18 protein-coding genes and 1 other RNA gene are annotated in these 14,904 nt (G+C 64.2%); 11 read left to right on the plus strand and 8 right to left on the minus strand.

All coding sequences use genetic code 11. From position 1 onward, the window contains the following. Positions 1-16: 16 nt before the first annotated feature. The 4 genes from GSQ89_RS35680 to GSQ89_RS35695 are packed head-to-tail and all read left to right on the plus strand — an operon-like array spanning position 17 to position 3,587. Positions 17-1,252, plus strand: coding sequence for an ABC transporter substrate-binding protein (locus GSQ89_RS35680; RefSeq protein ID WP_158932860.1), 1,236 nt, complete (start codon positions 17-19; stop codon positions 1,250-1,252). Continuing rightward, positions 1,237-1,956: an HAD family phosphatase gene (locus GSQ89_RS35685; RefSeq protein WP_158932861.1), complete on the plus strand. Its 720-nt coding sequence runs from the start codon at positions 1,237-1,239 to the stop codon at positions 1,954-1,956. Before GSQ89_RS35680 ends, GSQ89_RS35685 begins: the two co-directional genes overlap by 16 nt. Beyond that, positions 1,953-2,405, plus strand: coding sequence for a protoporphyrinogen oxidase HemJ (gene hemJ / locus GSQ89_RS35690; protein ID WP_158932862.1), 453 nt, complete (start codon positions 1,953-1,955; stop codon positions 2,403-2,405). Before GSQ89_RS35685 ends, hemJ begins: the two co-directional genes overlap by 4 nt. 18 nt (positions 2,406-2,423) lie before the next feature. Beyond that, on the plus strand, positions 2,424-3,587 hold the full coding sequence (locus tag GSQ89_RS35695; protein WP_305782270.1) for a mandelate racemase/muconate lactonizing enzyme family protein: 1,164 nt from the start codon (positions 2,424-2,426) through the stop codon (positions 3,585-3,587). A gap of 142 nt (positions 3,588-3,729) precedes the next feature. Here the strand turns inward: GSQ89_RS35695 and GSQ89_RS35700 are convergent, their stop codons facing one another. The 5 genes from GSQ89_RS35700 to GSQ89_RS35720 all read right to left on the minus strand — a co-directional run bounded on the left by GSQ89_RS35700 (position 3,730) and on the right by GSQ89_RS35720 (position 6,953). Beyond that, on the minus strand, positions 3,730-4,164 hold the full coding sequence (locus tag GSQ89_RS35700; protein ID WP_158932864.1) for a CBS domain-containing protein: 435 nt from the start codon (positions 4,162-4,164) through the stop codon (positions 3,730-3,732). 111 nt (positions 4,165-4,275) lie between these two features. Continuing rightward, entirely contained in the window at positions 4,276-4,989 is a 714-nt protein-coding gene (locus tag GSQ89_RS35705; protein WP_158932865.1) for an alanyl-tRNA editing protein, read from the minus strand. After that, positions 4,986-5,633: an NUDIX domain-containing protein gene (locus GSQ89_RS35710; protein ID WP_158932866.1), complete on the minus strand. Its 648-nt coding sequence runs from the start codon at positions 5,631-5,633 to the stop codon at positions 4,986-4,988. The genes GSQ89_RS35705 and GSQ89_RS35710 overlap by 4 nt, the downstream gene beginning before the upstream one ends. An 83-nt stretch (positions 5,634-5,716) precedes the next feature. Next, complete coding sequence (thiE, locus tag GSQ89_RS35715; protein ID WP_158932867.1) at positions 5,717-6,382, minus strand: thiamine phosphate synthase; 666 nt, start codon at positions 6,380-6,382, stop codon at positions 5,717-5,719. A gap of 142 nt (positions 6,383-6,524) precedes the next feature. Further along, positions 6,525-6,953 carry a hypothetical protein gene (locus tag GSQ89_RS35720; protein ID WP_158932868.1) on the minus strand — a complete coding sequence of 143 codons (429 nt, stop codon included), beginning with the start codon at positions 6,951-6,953 and terminating at the stop codon, positions 6,525-6,527. Positions 6,954-7,036: 83 nt separating this feature from the next. On the opposite strand from GSQ89_RS35720, the gene GSQ89_RS35725 reads away from it, so the two are divergent. The 6 genes from GSQ89_RS35725 to GSQ89_RS35750 all read left to right on the plus strand — a co-directional run bounded on the left by GSQ89_RS35725 (position 7,037) and on the right by GSQ89_RS35750 (position 10,105). Then, complete coding sequence (locus GSQ89_RS35725; protein ID WP_158932869.1) at positions 7,037-7,237, plus strand: hypothetical protein; 201 nt, start codon at positions 7,037-7,039, stop codon at positions 7,235-7,237. A gap of 19 nt (positions 7,238-7,256) precedes the next feature. Further along, positions 7,257-7,571, plus strand: coding sequence for a cell division protein ZapA (locus GSQ89_RS35730; protein WP_158932870.1), 315 nt, complete (start codon positions 7,257-7,259; stop codon positions 7,569-7,571). Between the two features lie 147 nt (positions 7,572-7,718). Then, a non-coding RNA gene (gene ssrS / locus GSQ89_RS35735) (6S RNA) lies at positions 7,719-7,875 on the plus strand. After that, positions 7,876-8,439 (plus strand): 5-formyltetrahydrofolate cyclo-ligase, encoded by a 564-nt coding sequence (locus tag GSQ89_RS35740; protein WP_158932871.1) that lies wholly within the window; start codon positions 7,876-7,878, stop codon positions 8,437-8,439. It begins immediately after the preceding RNA gene. Between the two features lies 1 nt (position 8,440). Continuing rightward, positions 8,441-9,256 carry a TIGR00282 family metallophosphoesterase gene (locus GSQ89_RS35745; RefSeq protein WP_158932872.1) on the plus strand — a complete coding sequence of 272 codons (816 nt, stop codon included), beginning with the start codon at positions 8,441-8,443 and terminating at the stop codon, positions 9,254-9,256. 99 nt (positions 9,257-9,355) lie between these two features. Next, positions 9,356-10,105 carry a YebC/PmpR family DNA-binding transcriptional regulator gene (locus GSQ89_RS35750; protein ID WP_158932873.1) on the plus strand — a complete coding sequence of 250 codons (750 nt, stop codon included), beginning with the start codon at positions 9,356-9,358 and terminating at the stop codon, positions 10,103-10,105. Positions 10,106-10,177: 72 nt separating this feature from the next. On the opposite strand, the gene GSQ89_RS35755 is transcribed toward GSQ89_RS35750, so the two are convergent. After that, on the minus strand, positions 10,178-11,647 hold the full coding sequence (locus tag GSQ89_RS35755) for an amidohydrolase family protein (protein WP_158932874.1): 1,470 nt from the start codon (positions 11,645-11,647) through the stop codon (positions 10,178-10,180). An 860-nt stretch (positions 11,648-12,507) separates the two neighbouring features. Then, entirely contained in the window at positions 12,508-13,176 is a 669-nt protein-coding gene (locus tag GSQ89_RS35760; RefSeq protein WP_158932875.1) for a glycosyltransferase, read from the minus strand. A 95-nt stretch (positions 13,177-13,271) separates the two neighbouring features. On the opposite strand from GSQ89_RS35760, the gene ruvC reads away from it, so the two are divergent. Further along, on the plus strand, positions 13,272-13,784 hold the full coding sequence (gene ruvC, locus GSQ89_RS35765; protein ID WP_158932876.1) for a crossover junction endodeoxyribonuclease RuvC: 513 nt from the start codon (positions 13,272-13,274) through the stop codon (positions 13,782-13,784). Positions 13,785-13,842: 58 nt separating this feature from the next. Here the strand turns inward: ruvC and GSQ89_RS35770 are convergent, their stop codons facing one another. After that, the gene (locus tag GSQ89_RS35770; protein ID WP_158932877.1) at positions 13,843-14,790 is read right to left on the minus strand and encodes a LysR family transcriptional regulator; all 948 of its coding nucleotides are present in this window, start codon (positions 14,788-14,790) and stop codon (positions 13,843-13,845) included. Positions 14,791-14,904: the final 114 nt, after the last annotated feature.

Here is a 14,904-nt window from a genome sequence, read left to right on the forward strand (position 1 = left end):
AAACTGGAGAAACGCCATGACTGACCTATCCCGTCGTTCGACCGTGGGCCTCGGCCTGGCTACCGCCGCCGCGCTGGCTTCAAGCCGAGCCCGTGCCCAAACGCCCGCCGAGGTGAAGATCGCGATGCTGGTGCCGCTGTCCGGCCCCTGGGCGCGCCAGGGCATCCTGGAGCAGATGGGCGCCCGCCTGGCCATCGACGACGTCAACGCCGCCGGCGGCATCAAGTCGATGGGCGGCGCCAAGCTGAAGCTGGTCGAGTACGATACGCAGGACAGCGCGGAAAAGGCCAAGGACGCCGCCCAGCGCATGATCGCGCAGGAACCCGACCTCGTCGGCGGCTTCGGCTGCTGGCTGTCGACCTTCACCCTGGCGGCCACCGAGGTCACGGAACGCGCCGGGCTGCCCTGGCTGACACTGTCCTATTCCGACGCGATCACCGGGCGCGGTTTCAAGCACGTGTTCCAATCGTCCCCCACCGCCGACGCCCAGGCGGAGGAAACGCTGCCGATGGTGATGGAACTGGCGCAGAAGGCGACCGGCAAGAAGCCGACCAAAGTCGCCTTCGTCGGCGACAATACCGCCGCGTCGGTTAGCTTCATGAAGCCGGTCCGCGACCACGTGGTGAAAGACCTCGGCCTGACCACCGTCGCCGATGAGGTCTACACACCGCCGCTGGCCGACGCCACCACGATGGTTCAACACGTCCGCTCCGGCCGTCCGGACTTCCTGTTGTTCGGGTCCACCAACGTGCCGGACGACAAGCTGCTGGTCGACAAATTCGCGGAGTTCAACCTGAAAAGCGACCGGCTGCCGAAAATCGGCAACGGCGGCCACTGGGCCGTGCCGGAGCTGTTGAAAAACGCCGGCGCGGAAAACCTGGAGGGCATCCTGGTGGGCCTGGCCAACTGGCCGGGCAAGCGCCAGGCCGACCTGGAACAGCGCTTCATGAAACGGACGGGCGAGCCCTGGTTCGGCCACGACTCCATCTTCGCCTACATTCACGTCATGATCCTCAAGGAAGCGCTGGAGAAATGCGGCGTTGCCGATCGGGCCAAGGTCAGCGACGCGATCCATGCGCTCGACATGACCGACGGCCCCGCCCTGTTCTTCCCCGACGGCCGCCTGAAATACGATGAAAAAGGCCGCCGGGTCGGCGCCAAGCTGTGCGTCGTGCAATGGCGCGGCGGCAAGCCCGTGCCGGTCTTTCCGGCTGCGATCGCCACCCAGGACGTGCTGTGGCCGAAAGCCTGACAGCCCACCCCACACCACGCGACCAGACCCCGATCAGGCTCGTCATCTTCGACTGCGATGGCGTCCTGATCGACAGCGAGGCACTGTGCGACCGCGTTGTCTCGGAGGAACTGCGCCGCGTGGGGTGGGATCTGTCGCCGGCCGACTGCCATCGGCTGTTCCTCGGCCTGACCTTCCCCGATACCCAACTCGCCGCCGAAGCGCATCTAGGCACCTCGTTCGGTTCTGACTGGGTTCAACGCGTCGTCCGGCGCGTCACCGAAGTAATGGGCGCCGAGGCCGAACCCATCCCCGGCGCCCGTGACGCCTTGCTGGCGACGGCCGCGCTGGGGCTGCCGTTTCGCATCGCTTCCAATTCCTCACACGCGGAAATGGCCGCCAAATTTAGACGAGCCGGGCTGTCCGACCTGATGAACGGCCGCATCCACAGCGCCTACGATATGATCGCCCTGGGGAAACAGGGCAAACCGGCCCCCGACCTGTTCCTGGCCGCGGCCACCGCCGAAGGCATCCCCCCAGCCGCCTGCGTCGTCATCGAGGACTCCGTTCCCGGCGTCCAGGCCGCCATCGCCGCCGGGATGACCTGCCTCGGCTTCAGTCCCGAAACCGACGGGTCCCACCTGCGTGCGGTGGGTGCCCTTCCCTTCGCCGCCATGTCCGCGCTACCAGACCTGCTGCGCCGCATGCTGTCCGGGACGAGATGACCGTCGAGGCTTTCGCCTATTTGTATCCATGGACCAAGGCTTTCCACGTGATCTCGATGATCGCGTGGATGGCCGCGACCTTCTACATGCCCCGGCTGTTCGTTTATCACTGCGACGTGAAGCCCGGCAGCGTCGAAAGCGAGCGCTTCAAGGTCATGGAATACCGGCTGTTCCGGCAGATCATGAACCCGGCCATGATCGCCACCTGGACATTCGGCATCATCCTGGTGCTGACGCCGGGCATCATCGACTGGTCCGCCGGTTGGTGGCACGTGAAACTGCTGTGCGTTATCCTGATGTCGGGCTTCCACGGCGCCATGTCGCGCTGGCGCAGGGATTTCCTGAATGACGCCAATCGGCGCAGCCAGAAATTCTACCGGATCGCCAACGAAATCCCGACGCTGCTGGTGATCGTCATCGTCATCATGGTCATCGTCCGCCCCTTCTAAGGAATCCCCGCCATGCCCCTGCGCATCGTCGATGTCCGCGAGGTCACCAAGCCGATCAGCTCCCCGATCCGCAACGCCTATATCGACTTCTCCAAGATGACCTCCAGCCTCGTCGCCGTGGTCACCAACGTGAAGCGCTACGGCAAGACGGTGGTCGGCTACGGCTTCAACTCCAACGGCCGCTACGGCCAGGGCGGGCTGATCCGCGAGCGCTTCGCCCCCCGCATCCTGGAAGCCGAACCGGCGACCCTGCTGGATGAAACCGGCGACAACCTGGACCCCGACAAAGTCTGGGCCACCATGATGCGCAATGAAAAACCGGGCGGCCACGGTGACCGGTCCGTCGCCGTCGGCACCATCGACATGGCGGTGTGGGACGCCGTCGCCAAGATCGCCGGCAAGCCGCTGTTCCGCTTGCTCGCCGAACGCCACGGCGTCACCGCCGATCAGAACATCTTCGTCTACGCCGCCGGCGGCTATTACTATCCCGGCAAGGACGATTCCGCCCTGTGCGCCGAGATGCGCACCTATCTGGAACGCGGCTATACGGTGGTCAAAATGAAGATCGGCGGCGAATCGATCGCCGAAGACCGCCGCCGTATCGAGGCCGTCCTGAAGGAAATCGCCCCGCACGCTCGGTTGGCCGTGGACGCCAACGGACGTTTCGACCTGCAAACGGCGATCGACTACGCCCGGATGCTGCGCGATTACGACCTGTTCTGGTACGAGGAAGCTGGCGACCCGCTGGACTACCAGCTACAAGCGGCCCTGGCGGAATTCTATCCCGCACCGATGGCGACAGGCGAAAACCTGTTCAGCCACCAGGACGCTCGCAACCTAATCCGCCACGGCGGCATGCGGCCGGATCGAGACTGGCTGCAATTCGACTGCGCTCTGTCCTACGGGCTGTGCGAGTATCAGCGCACGCTGGCGATGCTGAAAGACCATGGCTGGTCCTGGAAGCGCTGCATCCCGCACGGCGGCCACCAGATGTCGCTCAACATCGCTGCCGGCCTAGGGCTGGGCGGCAACGAAAGCTACCCCGACGTCTTCCAGCCCTACGGTGGGTTCCCCGACGGCACGCAGGTGCGCGACAGCATCGTGACCCTGCCCGATCTGCCGGGCATCGGCTTCGAGGCGAAGTCCGATCTGTATTCCATCATGCGGGAACTGGCGGTTTAATCAGTCCGCCGAAGGACTGACGCACCGGCCCCTCCTCCTTCCCGTCATGGTGAGCGCAGGCTCACCATCCACGCCTTTGCTTGGGCTGGCAAAAGGCGTGGATACTGGCATTCGCCAGTATGACGGGGGGGCTGGCACCTACTCAGGCGTGCAACCGAGCGATATCGAGCAGCACGTTGGCTTCCAGCGCCTTCTCGTCCAGTCGGTGCTTCACCAGATCGCCGATGCTGACGATGCCGACCAGGTGACCGTTGTCCACGACCGGCAGATGCCGGATACGCGCCATCGTCATCGCCGCCAGGGCGGTGTCGATACTGTCGTTCAGCCGGCAGGTGACCACCGGCGCACTCATCAACTTCTCCACCGGAAGACCCAGCGCGGCAGCACCGTGTTCGGCCACGGCGTTAACGAAATCCCGCTCCGAGAACACCCCGGCGTGACGCATCCACTGGTCCTCGACCACCACCGCGCCGATACGTTGATCGGACAGCATCCGAACGGCGGTCTCGACGCTATCGGTCGTGCGCACCCTCACCACCTGATGGCCCTTACCATGCAGGACTTCGGAAATGGACATCGTCAGTTTCCCTTTCAGAGACGAACCGAGAACCATAGATAGGCATGGCGTCGGTCTATCCCAAGCGGGTGAACGATTGTTCAGATTTCCGCGACGACGGTCGCCGGGCATCTACCCCGGAACGATGGTGATCCGCCGGTTCTGCTTACCCTTGTTCTCGATCTTCGCCACCCGGATCGGCCCGATTTCCCCGGTTCGTGCGACATGCGTCCCGCCGCAAGGCTGCAGATCGACCAGAGTCTCGCCCTCGCCGATGCGCATCAGCCGCAACCGCCCGGTGCCACGCGGCGGCTGCACCGACATGGTGCGCACCAGGCCCGGATCGGTATCCAGCACGGACTCGTCCACCCATTCGATCCGCACTGGGTGATCGGCAGCGATCAGAGCGTTCAACCCGGCCTCGATCTCCTCCTTCGGCGGCGGATTGGGCAGGTCGAAATCCAGCCGAGACTTGTCCGCGCCGACCGCCCCGCCGGTCACCGCGGCGCCCTTGATCAGGCTGCACAGCAAATGCATCGCGGTGTGCATACGCATATGAGCATGGCGGCGCTGCCAATCGATCGCCGCCTCCACCGTTGCACCCACCGGCGGCAGCGGCGCATCGGCGGCAACCAGGTGCCGGATCGCCTCGCCCTCGCCCTTCACCGCCTCAGTGATCGCGGTCTCCCCGCCATCCCAGCGCAGCATGCCGCTGTCGCCAGGCTGCCCACCGCCGCGCGCGTAAAACACGGTGCGATCCAGCACGACGCCATCCGGCCCGTTGGCAATCACCGTCGCCGACACGCTGGCCAGGGTCGGATCATCGAGGAAAAGCCGCTGGGTCATATCGTCATCCACTTCTGTCGAAGCCCGTCACGTTTCGAAGCCAACCAGAACAGGCCGATCGCGGTAATCGAGTTGGTAAAGTACCCGGCGAAAGCAGCCGCGATCGCCTCCTCGGCATCCCAGACCCGCACGCGGATATCCTCATTCTCAGACACCTCGCCGCCCAGGCCCACGATCCCCTCACCATCACTCGGCGGCGCCACCACGCGCCCAACATACAAATGGCAGAACTCGTCCGCGCCGCCCGCGGTCAGCATGAACCCGCCGATCCGTTCGACACGATCGGCGTCCATCGCCATTTCCTCGCGCATCTCGCGCCGGATGGTGTCGGCTGGATCCTCATTGTCCTCACACAGGCCAGCCGGCAACTCGACCAGCACCGGATCGACGCCAGCCGCCAATGCCGGGAACCGGAACTGCTCGATCAGCACCACCGCATCGGCGACGGGATCATACGGCAGCAGCGCGGACGCCTGTCCCCGCCGCCAAAGTTCCCACGTACGCAGGCCGGACATTGCGCCATCGAACCGCCGATGCCGGAATTCGACGACGTCCAGTGGAAATCGGCCGGACCACACCCGTCGTTCGGATTCGATAACGACATCCGGATGCGGCGGGATCGGCGGGGTCGAGCGATGAGACATGACCGTCTGTAAAGGTCGCGCCCCGCCCCCTGTCAACCGCTACCCCTGACACGACGCCCGGTGAGAACCACTTCGGGCCGTCGTTACGCCAAACCGGCGTTGGCGTCCCCGATCGCCTCGTTCAACGCCTTCACCCCAGCCCCCGGCCCGTCCGGATGGTTCCAGACACACCCCACAACAGCCAGGAAATCCGTCCCCGCCCGCACCAGCGGCGCACAATTCTCCGGCGTGATCCCACCGATCGCGCAACTCGGCAGCTCCATCATTTCCGACCACCACCGAAGGATCTCGGGATCCAGCATCCCCGTCACCACCTTGGTCGTCGACGGATAAAACGCCCCGAATGCTACATAATCCGCCCCGTCCTCGCCAGCCTGCATCGCCAGGTCGCGGCTGCCCTTGCAGGTCACCCCCAGCGTCAGGTCTGGCCCCATCAGCTTCCTGGCCTCACGGGCCGGCATGTCATCCTGGCCGACATGGGCACCGTCGCAACCCGTCCCCCGTACCAGATCGGCTCGGTCGTTCAGCAGGAACGCCACCCCGCGAGACTGGCAGACCGGCCGCAGCGCATCGATCGCCCGCCGCCAGGCATCGTCGCCAACATCTTTCAGCCGAAGCTGCACCGCCGCCACATTGCCCGCGTCCAGCGCCGCCGCCAACAGACCGGCAAACGGCACAGGATCCAGCGCCGGCGGCGTGATCAGGTAGACGCGGCAACCCTGGGGCTCGTTGCTGCTCGCCGAAGACATGACTCTCACGCCCCGCCGCGGGAGATACCGAACATCAGGCGCACGCGCATTGAAACTGCCTCTTCCCTGGACGAAACTCGATCGAGCCGTACCATGGTCCGACCCCTCAAATGATATCCACTAGCGCAGGGAATAATGCCTGTCACCCACCGCCGGATGCGCACAACCAGGCATGCAGCCGACGGATCGCATTGCGCTGCGCCATGTCCAACGCCGGCGGCGCCCCTCCCAGGACAAACCCACCCTGCCGCTCGGCGATCGCGGCCACGCCGGCCCATCCGGGCGCATCCGGCCACAGCACCAGCCGGCACACGCCACTGCGCAGCGCCCCCATCGCCATGCCGGACGCATCGGCACAATCCAAAATGTCGGTCGCCTCGGTTTCCGGATGCGCCATCCGAGCGGCAGCGACGATTTCCCGCCACCACAGGCATCCGGCGAACAGCGCCGCCCCGGGTGCTGACAGCAGCGTGACCGGCAGGCCAGGGGCGAGTGCCGCTTTCGCGTCCGCCACCCCATGGACGATCACCGCCGGATGAACAATCATATCGATCTTAATGGCGGATGCCATCGTGACGTTCAACCTGTTGACCGCGTTCAGTTCACACGGCATCAGCAGCACGTATGCCACGGCATGGGGGAACAGAGGCGGATATGGCGGACGAGCCCGAGGATCCGGATGCGGCGGCAGATCGGCTGGAGGCCGCGCTAGAACGGATCGCGCGCCTCGCGGCCGTGCAGCCGGCGGCCGTGCAGCCGGCGCCGTCGGACTCCGACCTGTCGGTGCCCGAGATCGCCGAACGCCTTGACGCGCTGATCGGCCGCCTGCGGGCGGCCCTCGATAAACCAGAATGAACCACGGGAGAATGGCGCGATGGCGCAGGTGACGCTTCGCATCAACGGTTACGCCTACACAATCGGATGCCAGGACGGTGAGGAACGGCACCTGGAGGCGATGGGGGAGGAAGTCAGCCGTCGCATCGACGGCGTCCGCCTTGCCGCCGGACCAAGCGGTGAAGCCAGGATGCTGGTGATGGCGGCGCTGCTGATGGCCGATGATATTTTTGAGATGCGCGGCCGCCTGGAAGCGGTAGCCGGCCCCCAGAAACCCGACCCGAAGCTGGGCCGAAAACTCAGCCGCATGGCAAAACGCGCCGAAGAGATCGCCGAGGGGTTGGAGACAAAGTAAGCAAGGCAAGCGCTCCGCCCCTCAACCCCGCCAAGGGCCGTGCCCTCGGAACTCGGTTATGGGGGGATCAAAGGGGCAATGCCCCTTTGCGGGTCAAGGGCAGCGAACTTGCCTTGCTTATTCCACTCAGCGCACTAAGTTCATTCGGCGGGGCTGCCCGGTTCGTCAGGCAAGCCATCCCCTGGGCCGTAAGCAACTTCCTCGGGCGCTGGCGCTGTCGGGATCCTGGTCTCGATATCTGGTGCCCACCTGCATACGCAGGCTCTGGGAGGATGCTAACGCCAACGGCCAGGGCGGCTCCGCAATGACCTTTCCCACCCTCGACGACACCAAACGTTCCGCGCGCGACGCGGCATCCGCACGCCGGCACGGGCTGGACGCAACCGCCGCCGGCAGCGCGCTCGCCCAAAACGTCCTGCGTGACTGCCCCCCGCCGCCAGCCGCCGTCGTCTCCGGCTTCTGGCCGCTGGGCGAGGAAATCGACATCCGCCCACTGTTGCTCGCCCTGCACGCCCGAGGCCACCCCATCGCCCTTCCCGTCACGCCCAGGCGCGGCGAAGCCCTCACTTTCCGGGGCTGGCACCCTGGTGAAGTGCTGATCCCAGAACGCTTCGGGACGATGCGCCCGATCGGCGAGGTCCTGGTCCCCGATATCCTGCTGATCCCGCTGCTGGCGTTCGATGCCACGGGCGCACGCCTCGGCTACGGTGGCGGTTTCTACGACCGGACCCTCGCCGCCCTGCCGAACCGGTTCCGCCTAGGCTGCGCCTTCGCCGCACAACAAGTGGACTCGGTGCCGGTTGGCCCCTACGACATAAGGCTCGATGCCGTCGCGACCGAGAACGGCATCATCCGCTGCGGGGGCTGATGTGAGGATACTGTTTCTGGGCGACGTTCTAGGCCGATCCGGCAGGGATGCGGTCGCCGCCAGGCTACCGGGCCTGCGCCAGGACCTGCGGATCGACCTCGCGGTGGTGAATGCGGAGAACGCCTCGCACGGCTTCGGCCTGGCGCCCGACATGGCGCGCGCGCTGTTCGCCGCCGGGGCCGACGTCATCACCCTGGGCAACCACGCCTGGGACCGCAAGGAAATCATCCCCTACATCGCCGAGACCCCCCGCCTGCTGCGCCCGCTGAACTTCCCGCCCGGCACACCCGGCAACGGCTCCGTCCTGGTCGCCTTGCAGGACGGCCGCAAGGCGCTGGTGCTTCAGGCGATGGGACGTCTCTATATGGACCCGCTGGACTGCCCGTTCCGCGGCACCGCCGAGGTGCTGTCGAAATACCGGCTGGGTGCCTCTGTGCAGGCGATCGTCGCTGATTTCCATGCGGAGGCCACCAGCGAGAAAATGGCCTACGGGCATATCTTTGACGGCCAGGTGTCGTTCGTCGTCGGCACCCACACCCATTGCCCGACCGCCGACGCGCAGATCCTGCCCGGTGGCACCGCATTCCAGTCCGATGCCGGGATGTGCGGCGACTACGACAGCGTCATCGGCATGGTGAAGGACGGCGCGACCCTGCGCTTCTGGCGCAAGATGCCCGGCGAAAAATTGGGACCGGCGGAAGGCGAGGCAACCGTCTGCGGCGTGTTCGTCGAAACCGACGACACCACGGGCCTCGCACGCCGCATCGAACCGATCCGCGTGGGCGGCCGCCTGTCCCAGACCATGCCGGCGGTGTAAAACGACACCGCGCCGACCTGACTGGGTTGAGCGTTTTGCCGTTGACGCATTGCGCGGTATGAAGCGCTCGTCCATCCACATGAAACTGATCGTCGACCCATGGCAGGCCATTCCCAGTTCAAGAACATCATGCACCGCAAGGGTGCCCAGGACGCCCGTCGCGCCCGCCAGTTCGCGCGCCTGATCCGAGAGATCACCGTCTCCGCCCGCCACGGCCTGCCCGATCCCGCCTCCAACCCACGCCTGCGCGCGGCCGTCACCGCGGCGCGCCAGGCGAACATGCCGAAGGACACCGTCGATCGCGCCATCAAGAAGGCTGCCGGCGCCGGCAGCGGCGACGACTACGTGGACGTCCGCTATGAGGGCTACGGCCCCGCCGGCGTCGCCGTCATCGTCGAGGCCCTGACCGACAACCGCAACCGCACCGCCTCCGACGTGCGCACCGCCTTCAACAAACATGGCGGCGCGCTGGGCGAGACGAACTCGGTCAGCTTCCTGTTCAACCGGCTGGGCGCCATCCGCTATCCTGCGTCGGTCGCCAGCGCCGACGACATGCTGGAAGCCGCGATCGAGGCCGGCGCCGAAAACGCCGAAAGCGATGACGAGGCGCACGAGATCACCTGCCCGATCGAGGATTTCTTCGCCGTCCGCGATGCCCTGGAAACCCGCTTCGGCGCCCCGGAAAGCGCCAGGCTGGACTGGCGGCCCACCACATCGGTTACCCTGGACGAAGATCGCGCCGCCGGTCTGCTAAAGCTGCTGGATGCTCTGGAAGAAAACGACGACGTGCAGAACGTCTATGCCAACTTCGACATCCCCGACGCCGTTATGCAGAAACTGTCGAACTGACGGCAGTCTTTGGAGTGGGTCTGGTCATCAGACTGTATAGGCGAATGGGATGCTTTTGTCGGGATCCGACCATTAGATTGACTGCAACATGTTCTTGTAGATGCGTCCATCTTTCATGATGATCGAAAAATTGCGCCCGGCATCGATGATAAGATCAATGTTCGCTAAGGGGTCACCGTCGACCAAGATCATATCGGCGTATGCACCGGGTTCGATGACGCCGAGCTTGCCCGGGTAGGGATTGCGTGGCCCGGACATCGCAAGCAGTTCCGCGTTGACGCTTGTGCCCATCTTGAGCACTTCGGCATTCGAGTACCAACGTTTCATTTTCGCGAGCTGTTTTCCTTGCCGCGCCGCCAAGCTCGCACTGTGCAGAGTATCCGTGCCCCACGCGGTCTTCAGCTTGTATTTTTTCGCGAAATTGTAGGCCGCGTCCGTGCCCGCCGACATCTCCAATTGCTTGGCACGGTTCGGCGTGCCGTCGGGATACGGATTGGCGTCCTCGTCGCCGAGGAAGGGCTGTGAGCTAAGCCAGATGCCCTTGTCAGCGAGCAGTTTCGCCGTGTCCTCATCCATCAATTGCCCGTGCTCGATACAGCGGACGCCGCCGCGCACCGCCGTTTGAATCGCGCGCGGCATATAGGCGTGAACCGCTACATAGGTGCCCCAATTATCAGCCGCATCGGACGCCGCTCGGAACTCGGCCTCGGTATATTGCGAGGAGTCCAGAGGATCGTAATTGGAGGCGATGCCCCCGCCGGCTGCCAGTTTGACCTGGCTCGCACCCAGCATCAGTTGCTCGCGCACACGCTTGAGAACTTCAGGAACACCGTCGGCGATCATTCCAACACCCATAATCTCAGGATGCGTTAACGGCGCATCGGATTGGGCAGGCACGTCGCTCGGCATACGGAAATCGCCATGTCCGGATGTCTGCGAAATCATGGCTCCCGATGGCCAAATGCGCGGGCCGGGAATAACACCGCTGTCAATCGCCCTTTTCATGCCGAAAGCTGGTCCGGCCATGTCACGAACGCTCGTGAAACCACGCATAAGGGTCTTTTCCGCTTCATCGGCAGCGACGAAGTTGATGTATCCAATATCTGCTGTGATCAAACCCTGGACGCTAATCACCGACATCATCGTATGCACATGCGCGTCGATCAGTCCCGGCATCAGCGTTCTGCCGCCGCAATCGATGACCTCGAAGCCCGTGCCAGGCGGATTATTGGCGGTATCGATCGATTTGATCTTATTACCGTCGACAATCACCGTCAGGCCGGTACGCGCACTCGCCGAGACACCGTCGAACACACGGGCATTCGTGAAAGCGATCGGCGATTTTGGCGCGTCGGGGATGCGCGCGGAAGCCTTGGATGAGCCAAACGCGGCGGCTCCAAATCCGGCCGCCGCGCCCGTAAGAACGGAGCGGCGGGAGATCTTTTGGGTGATGAAGGCGTTTAGCCGAGCAAAGGCCGGACTATGGCAGAGGCATCCGGTGGCGGTTTGGATATCGTTCCTATCGGGCGAGCAAACGAACATTTTGCTTCTCCTCAGGCCACATTGAAGCCGCAAATCTTTTCGCTACTCGAAAACCATCGCGTCTACCCAGTGCGATTACATAAGCTTCCATTCGCCAGTTTTAGTGCGGCAAACATTTAGATTGAGCACCCTTGGGTGAGAGGTAGAATCCTTTTTATAACGGATTTCTGACCGCAGCCCGCGACAGTCCATTCCCTGCCGTTGAAATGTCTTCTGAACAGAAATGCTGCCCGTGTTGCCGGACGTGGGTCCGGCCCAATCCTCTGACTTACCGACCTGACCCTGATCGTCGTTCAAAAGTTTGCCGGCCGCCGCTCGGCCGGAGGCCAAATCCTCTTTACTAAGCGTAGGCCCTTTGTATCCACGAAAGGGGTTTATCTGGGCATGAGCGCCAGTTGACCAAGCAGACAGAAAACCACCGACCATCAGCATGGCGATCAGTCGTGAGCGCCTAGTGGAATTTCGCAGATAAGTCACGGCAGAATTCCTTCCTTTAGGAGAATGCATTCGTTTACGCTACCAACCATTCACCGTCGTGCAGGCATCACGCCGGAGCGGGCCGAGATCTGTCCGGTGGCAAGGCTAGAGTCGGGACGGCGGCCCTGATATCATGTTCAACTCAGTGATCGAGCGGAACACTAATGGCTTAAGTCGTGTCGGTGAAGGCACCCCCCCGACACCGCGATTCTTATGCATGATACCGTCCTTTGCCATGCGTGAAATACGGAGACGCAGGTGATGCACCTTAACCGGCAAACAGCGGTCCCGTTGAACAACACCCGCTAAAACCAAAGAACACACCAACCCGCCATCGCCCCCCTTACTCGCCGATCTCAACGCGCATACCGCTTCGCGCCCGCCTACTGATAATGCTCCCCGTGCAGATCGACCCGGTCGATCGCACCCGGCGGCGGCGTCTCGCCGATCAGCCGGTAATGCGAGGCATGCCGCGTCCGGTAGCAAATCGTGGCCTTGTCCAGGAAGCCAAGCCGAGCACCGGCGTTCTTCATGTGGGTCCACACATGCTGGTCCATGACCGCCGCCTGGTCCTGGCCGAGCAGCACCCAGGCAAGCAGATGGTGGAACGCCGACTTCATCACCAGCAGGGAACTCGTATCGATATAAGGCCGGCCGTTCACCGTCGGGCATTTAGTCATGTACGACCCGTCCGGCCGATGCAGCGTACGAGCGGACGAACACGCATCAAGCCGGTTATCCCGCGCGAAACGCTCCAGGTTCTCCAGGTGATCGGGCTGGAACCAGTTGTCGCCGTCCAGGAATGCGATCGCATCGGCGTCCCGGGCGATCGCGCTATAGCAGCCGATCAGCCGAGGCGTGTTGCCGTAATCCTTGTAGTTGCGTTGCAGGATGATGTGCGTGCCCTGAAACGCCTCGATCTGGGCGGGCGCCGACCCATCGCAGACCATGATGTGATGCGCCGCAACGGTTTGGCCGCGCACGCTGGCGTGCCCCTGCCGCAGCCAGGATTCTTCGGTCTCAAAATAGGGCGTTACGACGTGGATTTTCATGCGTGGCGGCTTTCGGCAATAAACAAGGATAGCATGGCGTGTCCCGCCGCACCTGTATAAGCATGCATTCGCCCATTGAGGAATGCGATTCGCCAATGATCAGACTGCTGGGCATCGATCCTGGCCTGCGCTTCACCGGCTGGGGCCTGATCGACGTTGATGGTAACCGCCTGAAGCACGTCGCCGACGGCGTGATCGCCACCGACAGCACCTGCTCCGTACCCGCCAGGCTGAAGGTCCTGCACGATGCGCTGATGGCATTGCTGACCCTGCACCGCCCCGCCGAGGCCGCCGTTGAGGAAACCTACGTGAACCGCAACGGCGCAGCGACCCTGAAGCTCGGTTATGCCCGCGGCGTGGCGCTGCTGACCCCGGCCCTCGCCGGCGTCGCGGTCACCGAGTATGCCGCCAAAACGGTGAAACTGGCGGTCGTCGGCACCGGCGGCGCCGAGAAGGAGCAGGTCGCCATGATGGTGCGCCGGCTTCTCCCCGGCGCCACGCTGCGCCGAGCCGACGCGTCGGACGCGCTGGCGGTGGCGATCTGCCACGCGCATCACCGGTCCTCCCGGCTCGCCTGGGCCGCCGCGAAGGTGGCGGCAGGCGATTAACGTCCCTTGCTTCAACCCGAGGGCACCGGGCAACAACCCGAAGCAGTCGACCCGCACGTTACACCGGAGCCACGGCACCATCCGGGTCGCTGCTCGCGATCATCGTGTCCCGGATACTCTCGGCAAACAGCTCCGCCGCGAGCGACAGCGCGGTATCCGCCCGAGCATACAGGCCCAGCTCGCTATAAATCGGCCCCCGGCCGCGCCGTAGTGGCACGTGGATCAGCCGCCCCGAATCCAGCTCCGTCTCCAACCCGACCCGGGTCATGAACGCCACGCCAAGACCACGCAGCGCCAACTCCTTCATCAGCTCGATCGAGCCAGCCTCATACCGCCCGCTGCTGCTCAACCCCGCCTCGAACATGATCGGATGCAATTGGTTTCGATTGGCGAAATTCCGCTTCGGCAGCACCGCCGGGAAATCCCGGCAGTCGTTCAGCGTCACCCACGCCTTCGTCGCCAGCGGCGACGCCGGCGTGACCACCGCGCCCAGCCGATACCGCGCCACCGCGATGCGCCGCAGGTCAGGCCGAGGCCGAACCTCAAAAGCCAGCCCCAGATGCGCGTCACCATTGGCCACGGCGTTGGGGATTTCCTCGGTCGCCAGGATATCGACCCCGATACTCACCCGAGGCGCACGCAACGCCAGCGCGGCGATCGCGCCCGGGACGATGCGATGGCAAAGCCCCTCCAGCGTTACCAGTTCCACCGCCCCAGCCCGCAGCCCATGCAGCGCGTCCAATGCCGATTCCGTCCGTTCGGCATCGCGCAGCACGGTAATCACGTGATGCGCCAGGATTTCGCCGGCCGCCGTCAGCTTCAGCCCCACCGGCAGGCGGTCGAACAGTGGCGCCCCGATCTCCGCCTCCAGGTTCAGGATCTGGCGGTTCACCGCCGACGACGCCACGTTCAATCGCCGCGCCGCCGCCCGGATCGACCCCGCTCGGCGCACCGCGTCGAAGTAGTGCAAGGCGGCGGCATGAATGCGTAGATGCCGGGCTTTCATCGGCAACACGACCCTGATGCTGAATCGGCATCACTATGCACGATTTCTTCTGCTTGTTCGAGCAGCTAGATAAGGTGCAACGTTTCAACTTCGCACGCGACCATTCCAGGAGAA

Origin of the sequence: Acidisphaera sp. S103, assembly GCF_009765975.1 — a bacterium.
Classification (GTDB): domain Bacteria; phylum Pseudomonadota; class Alphaproteobacteria; order Acetobacterales; family Acetobacteraceae; genus Rhodopila.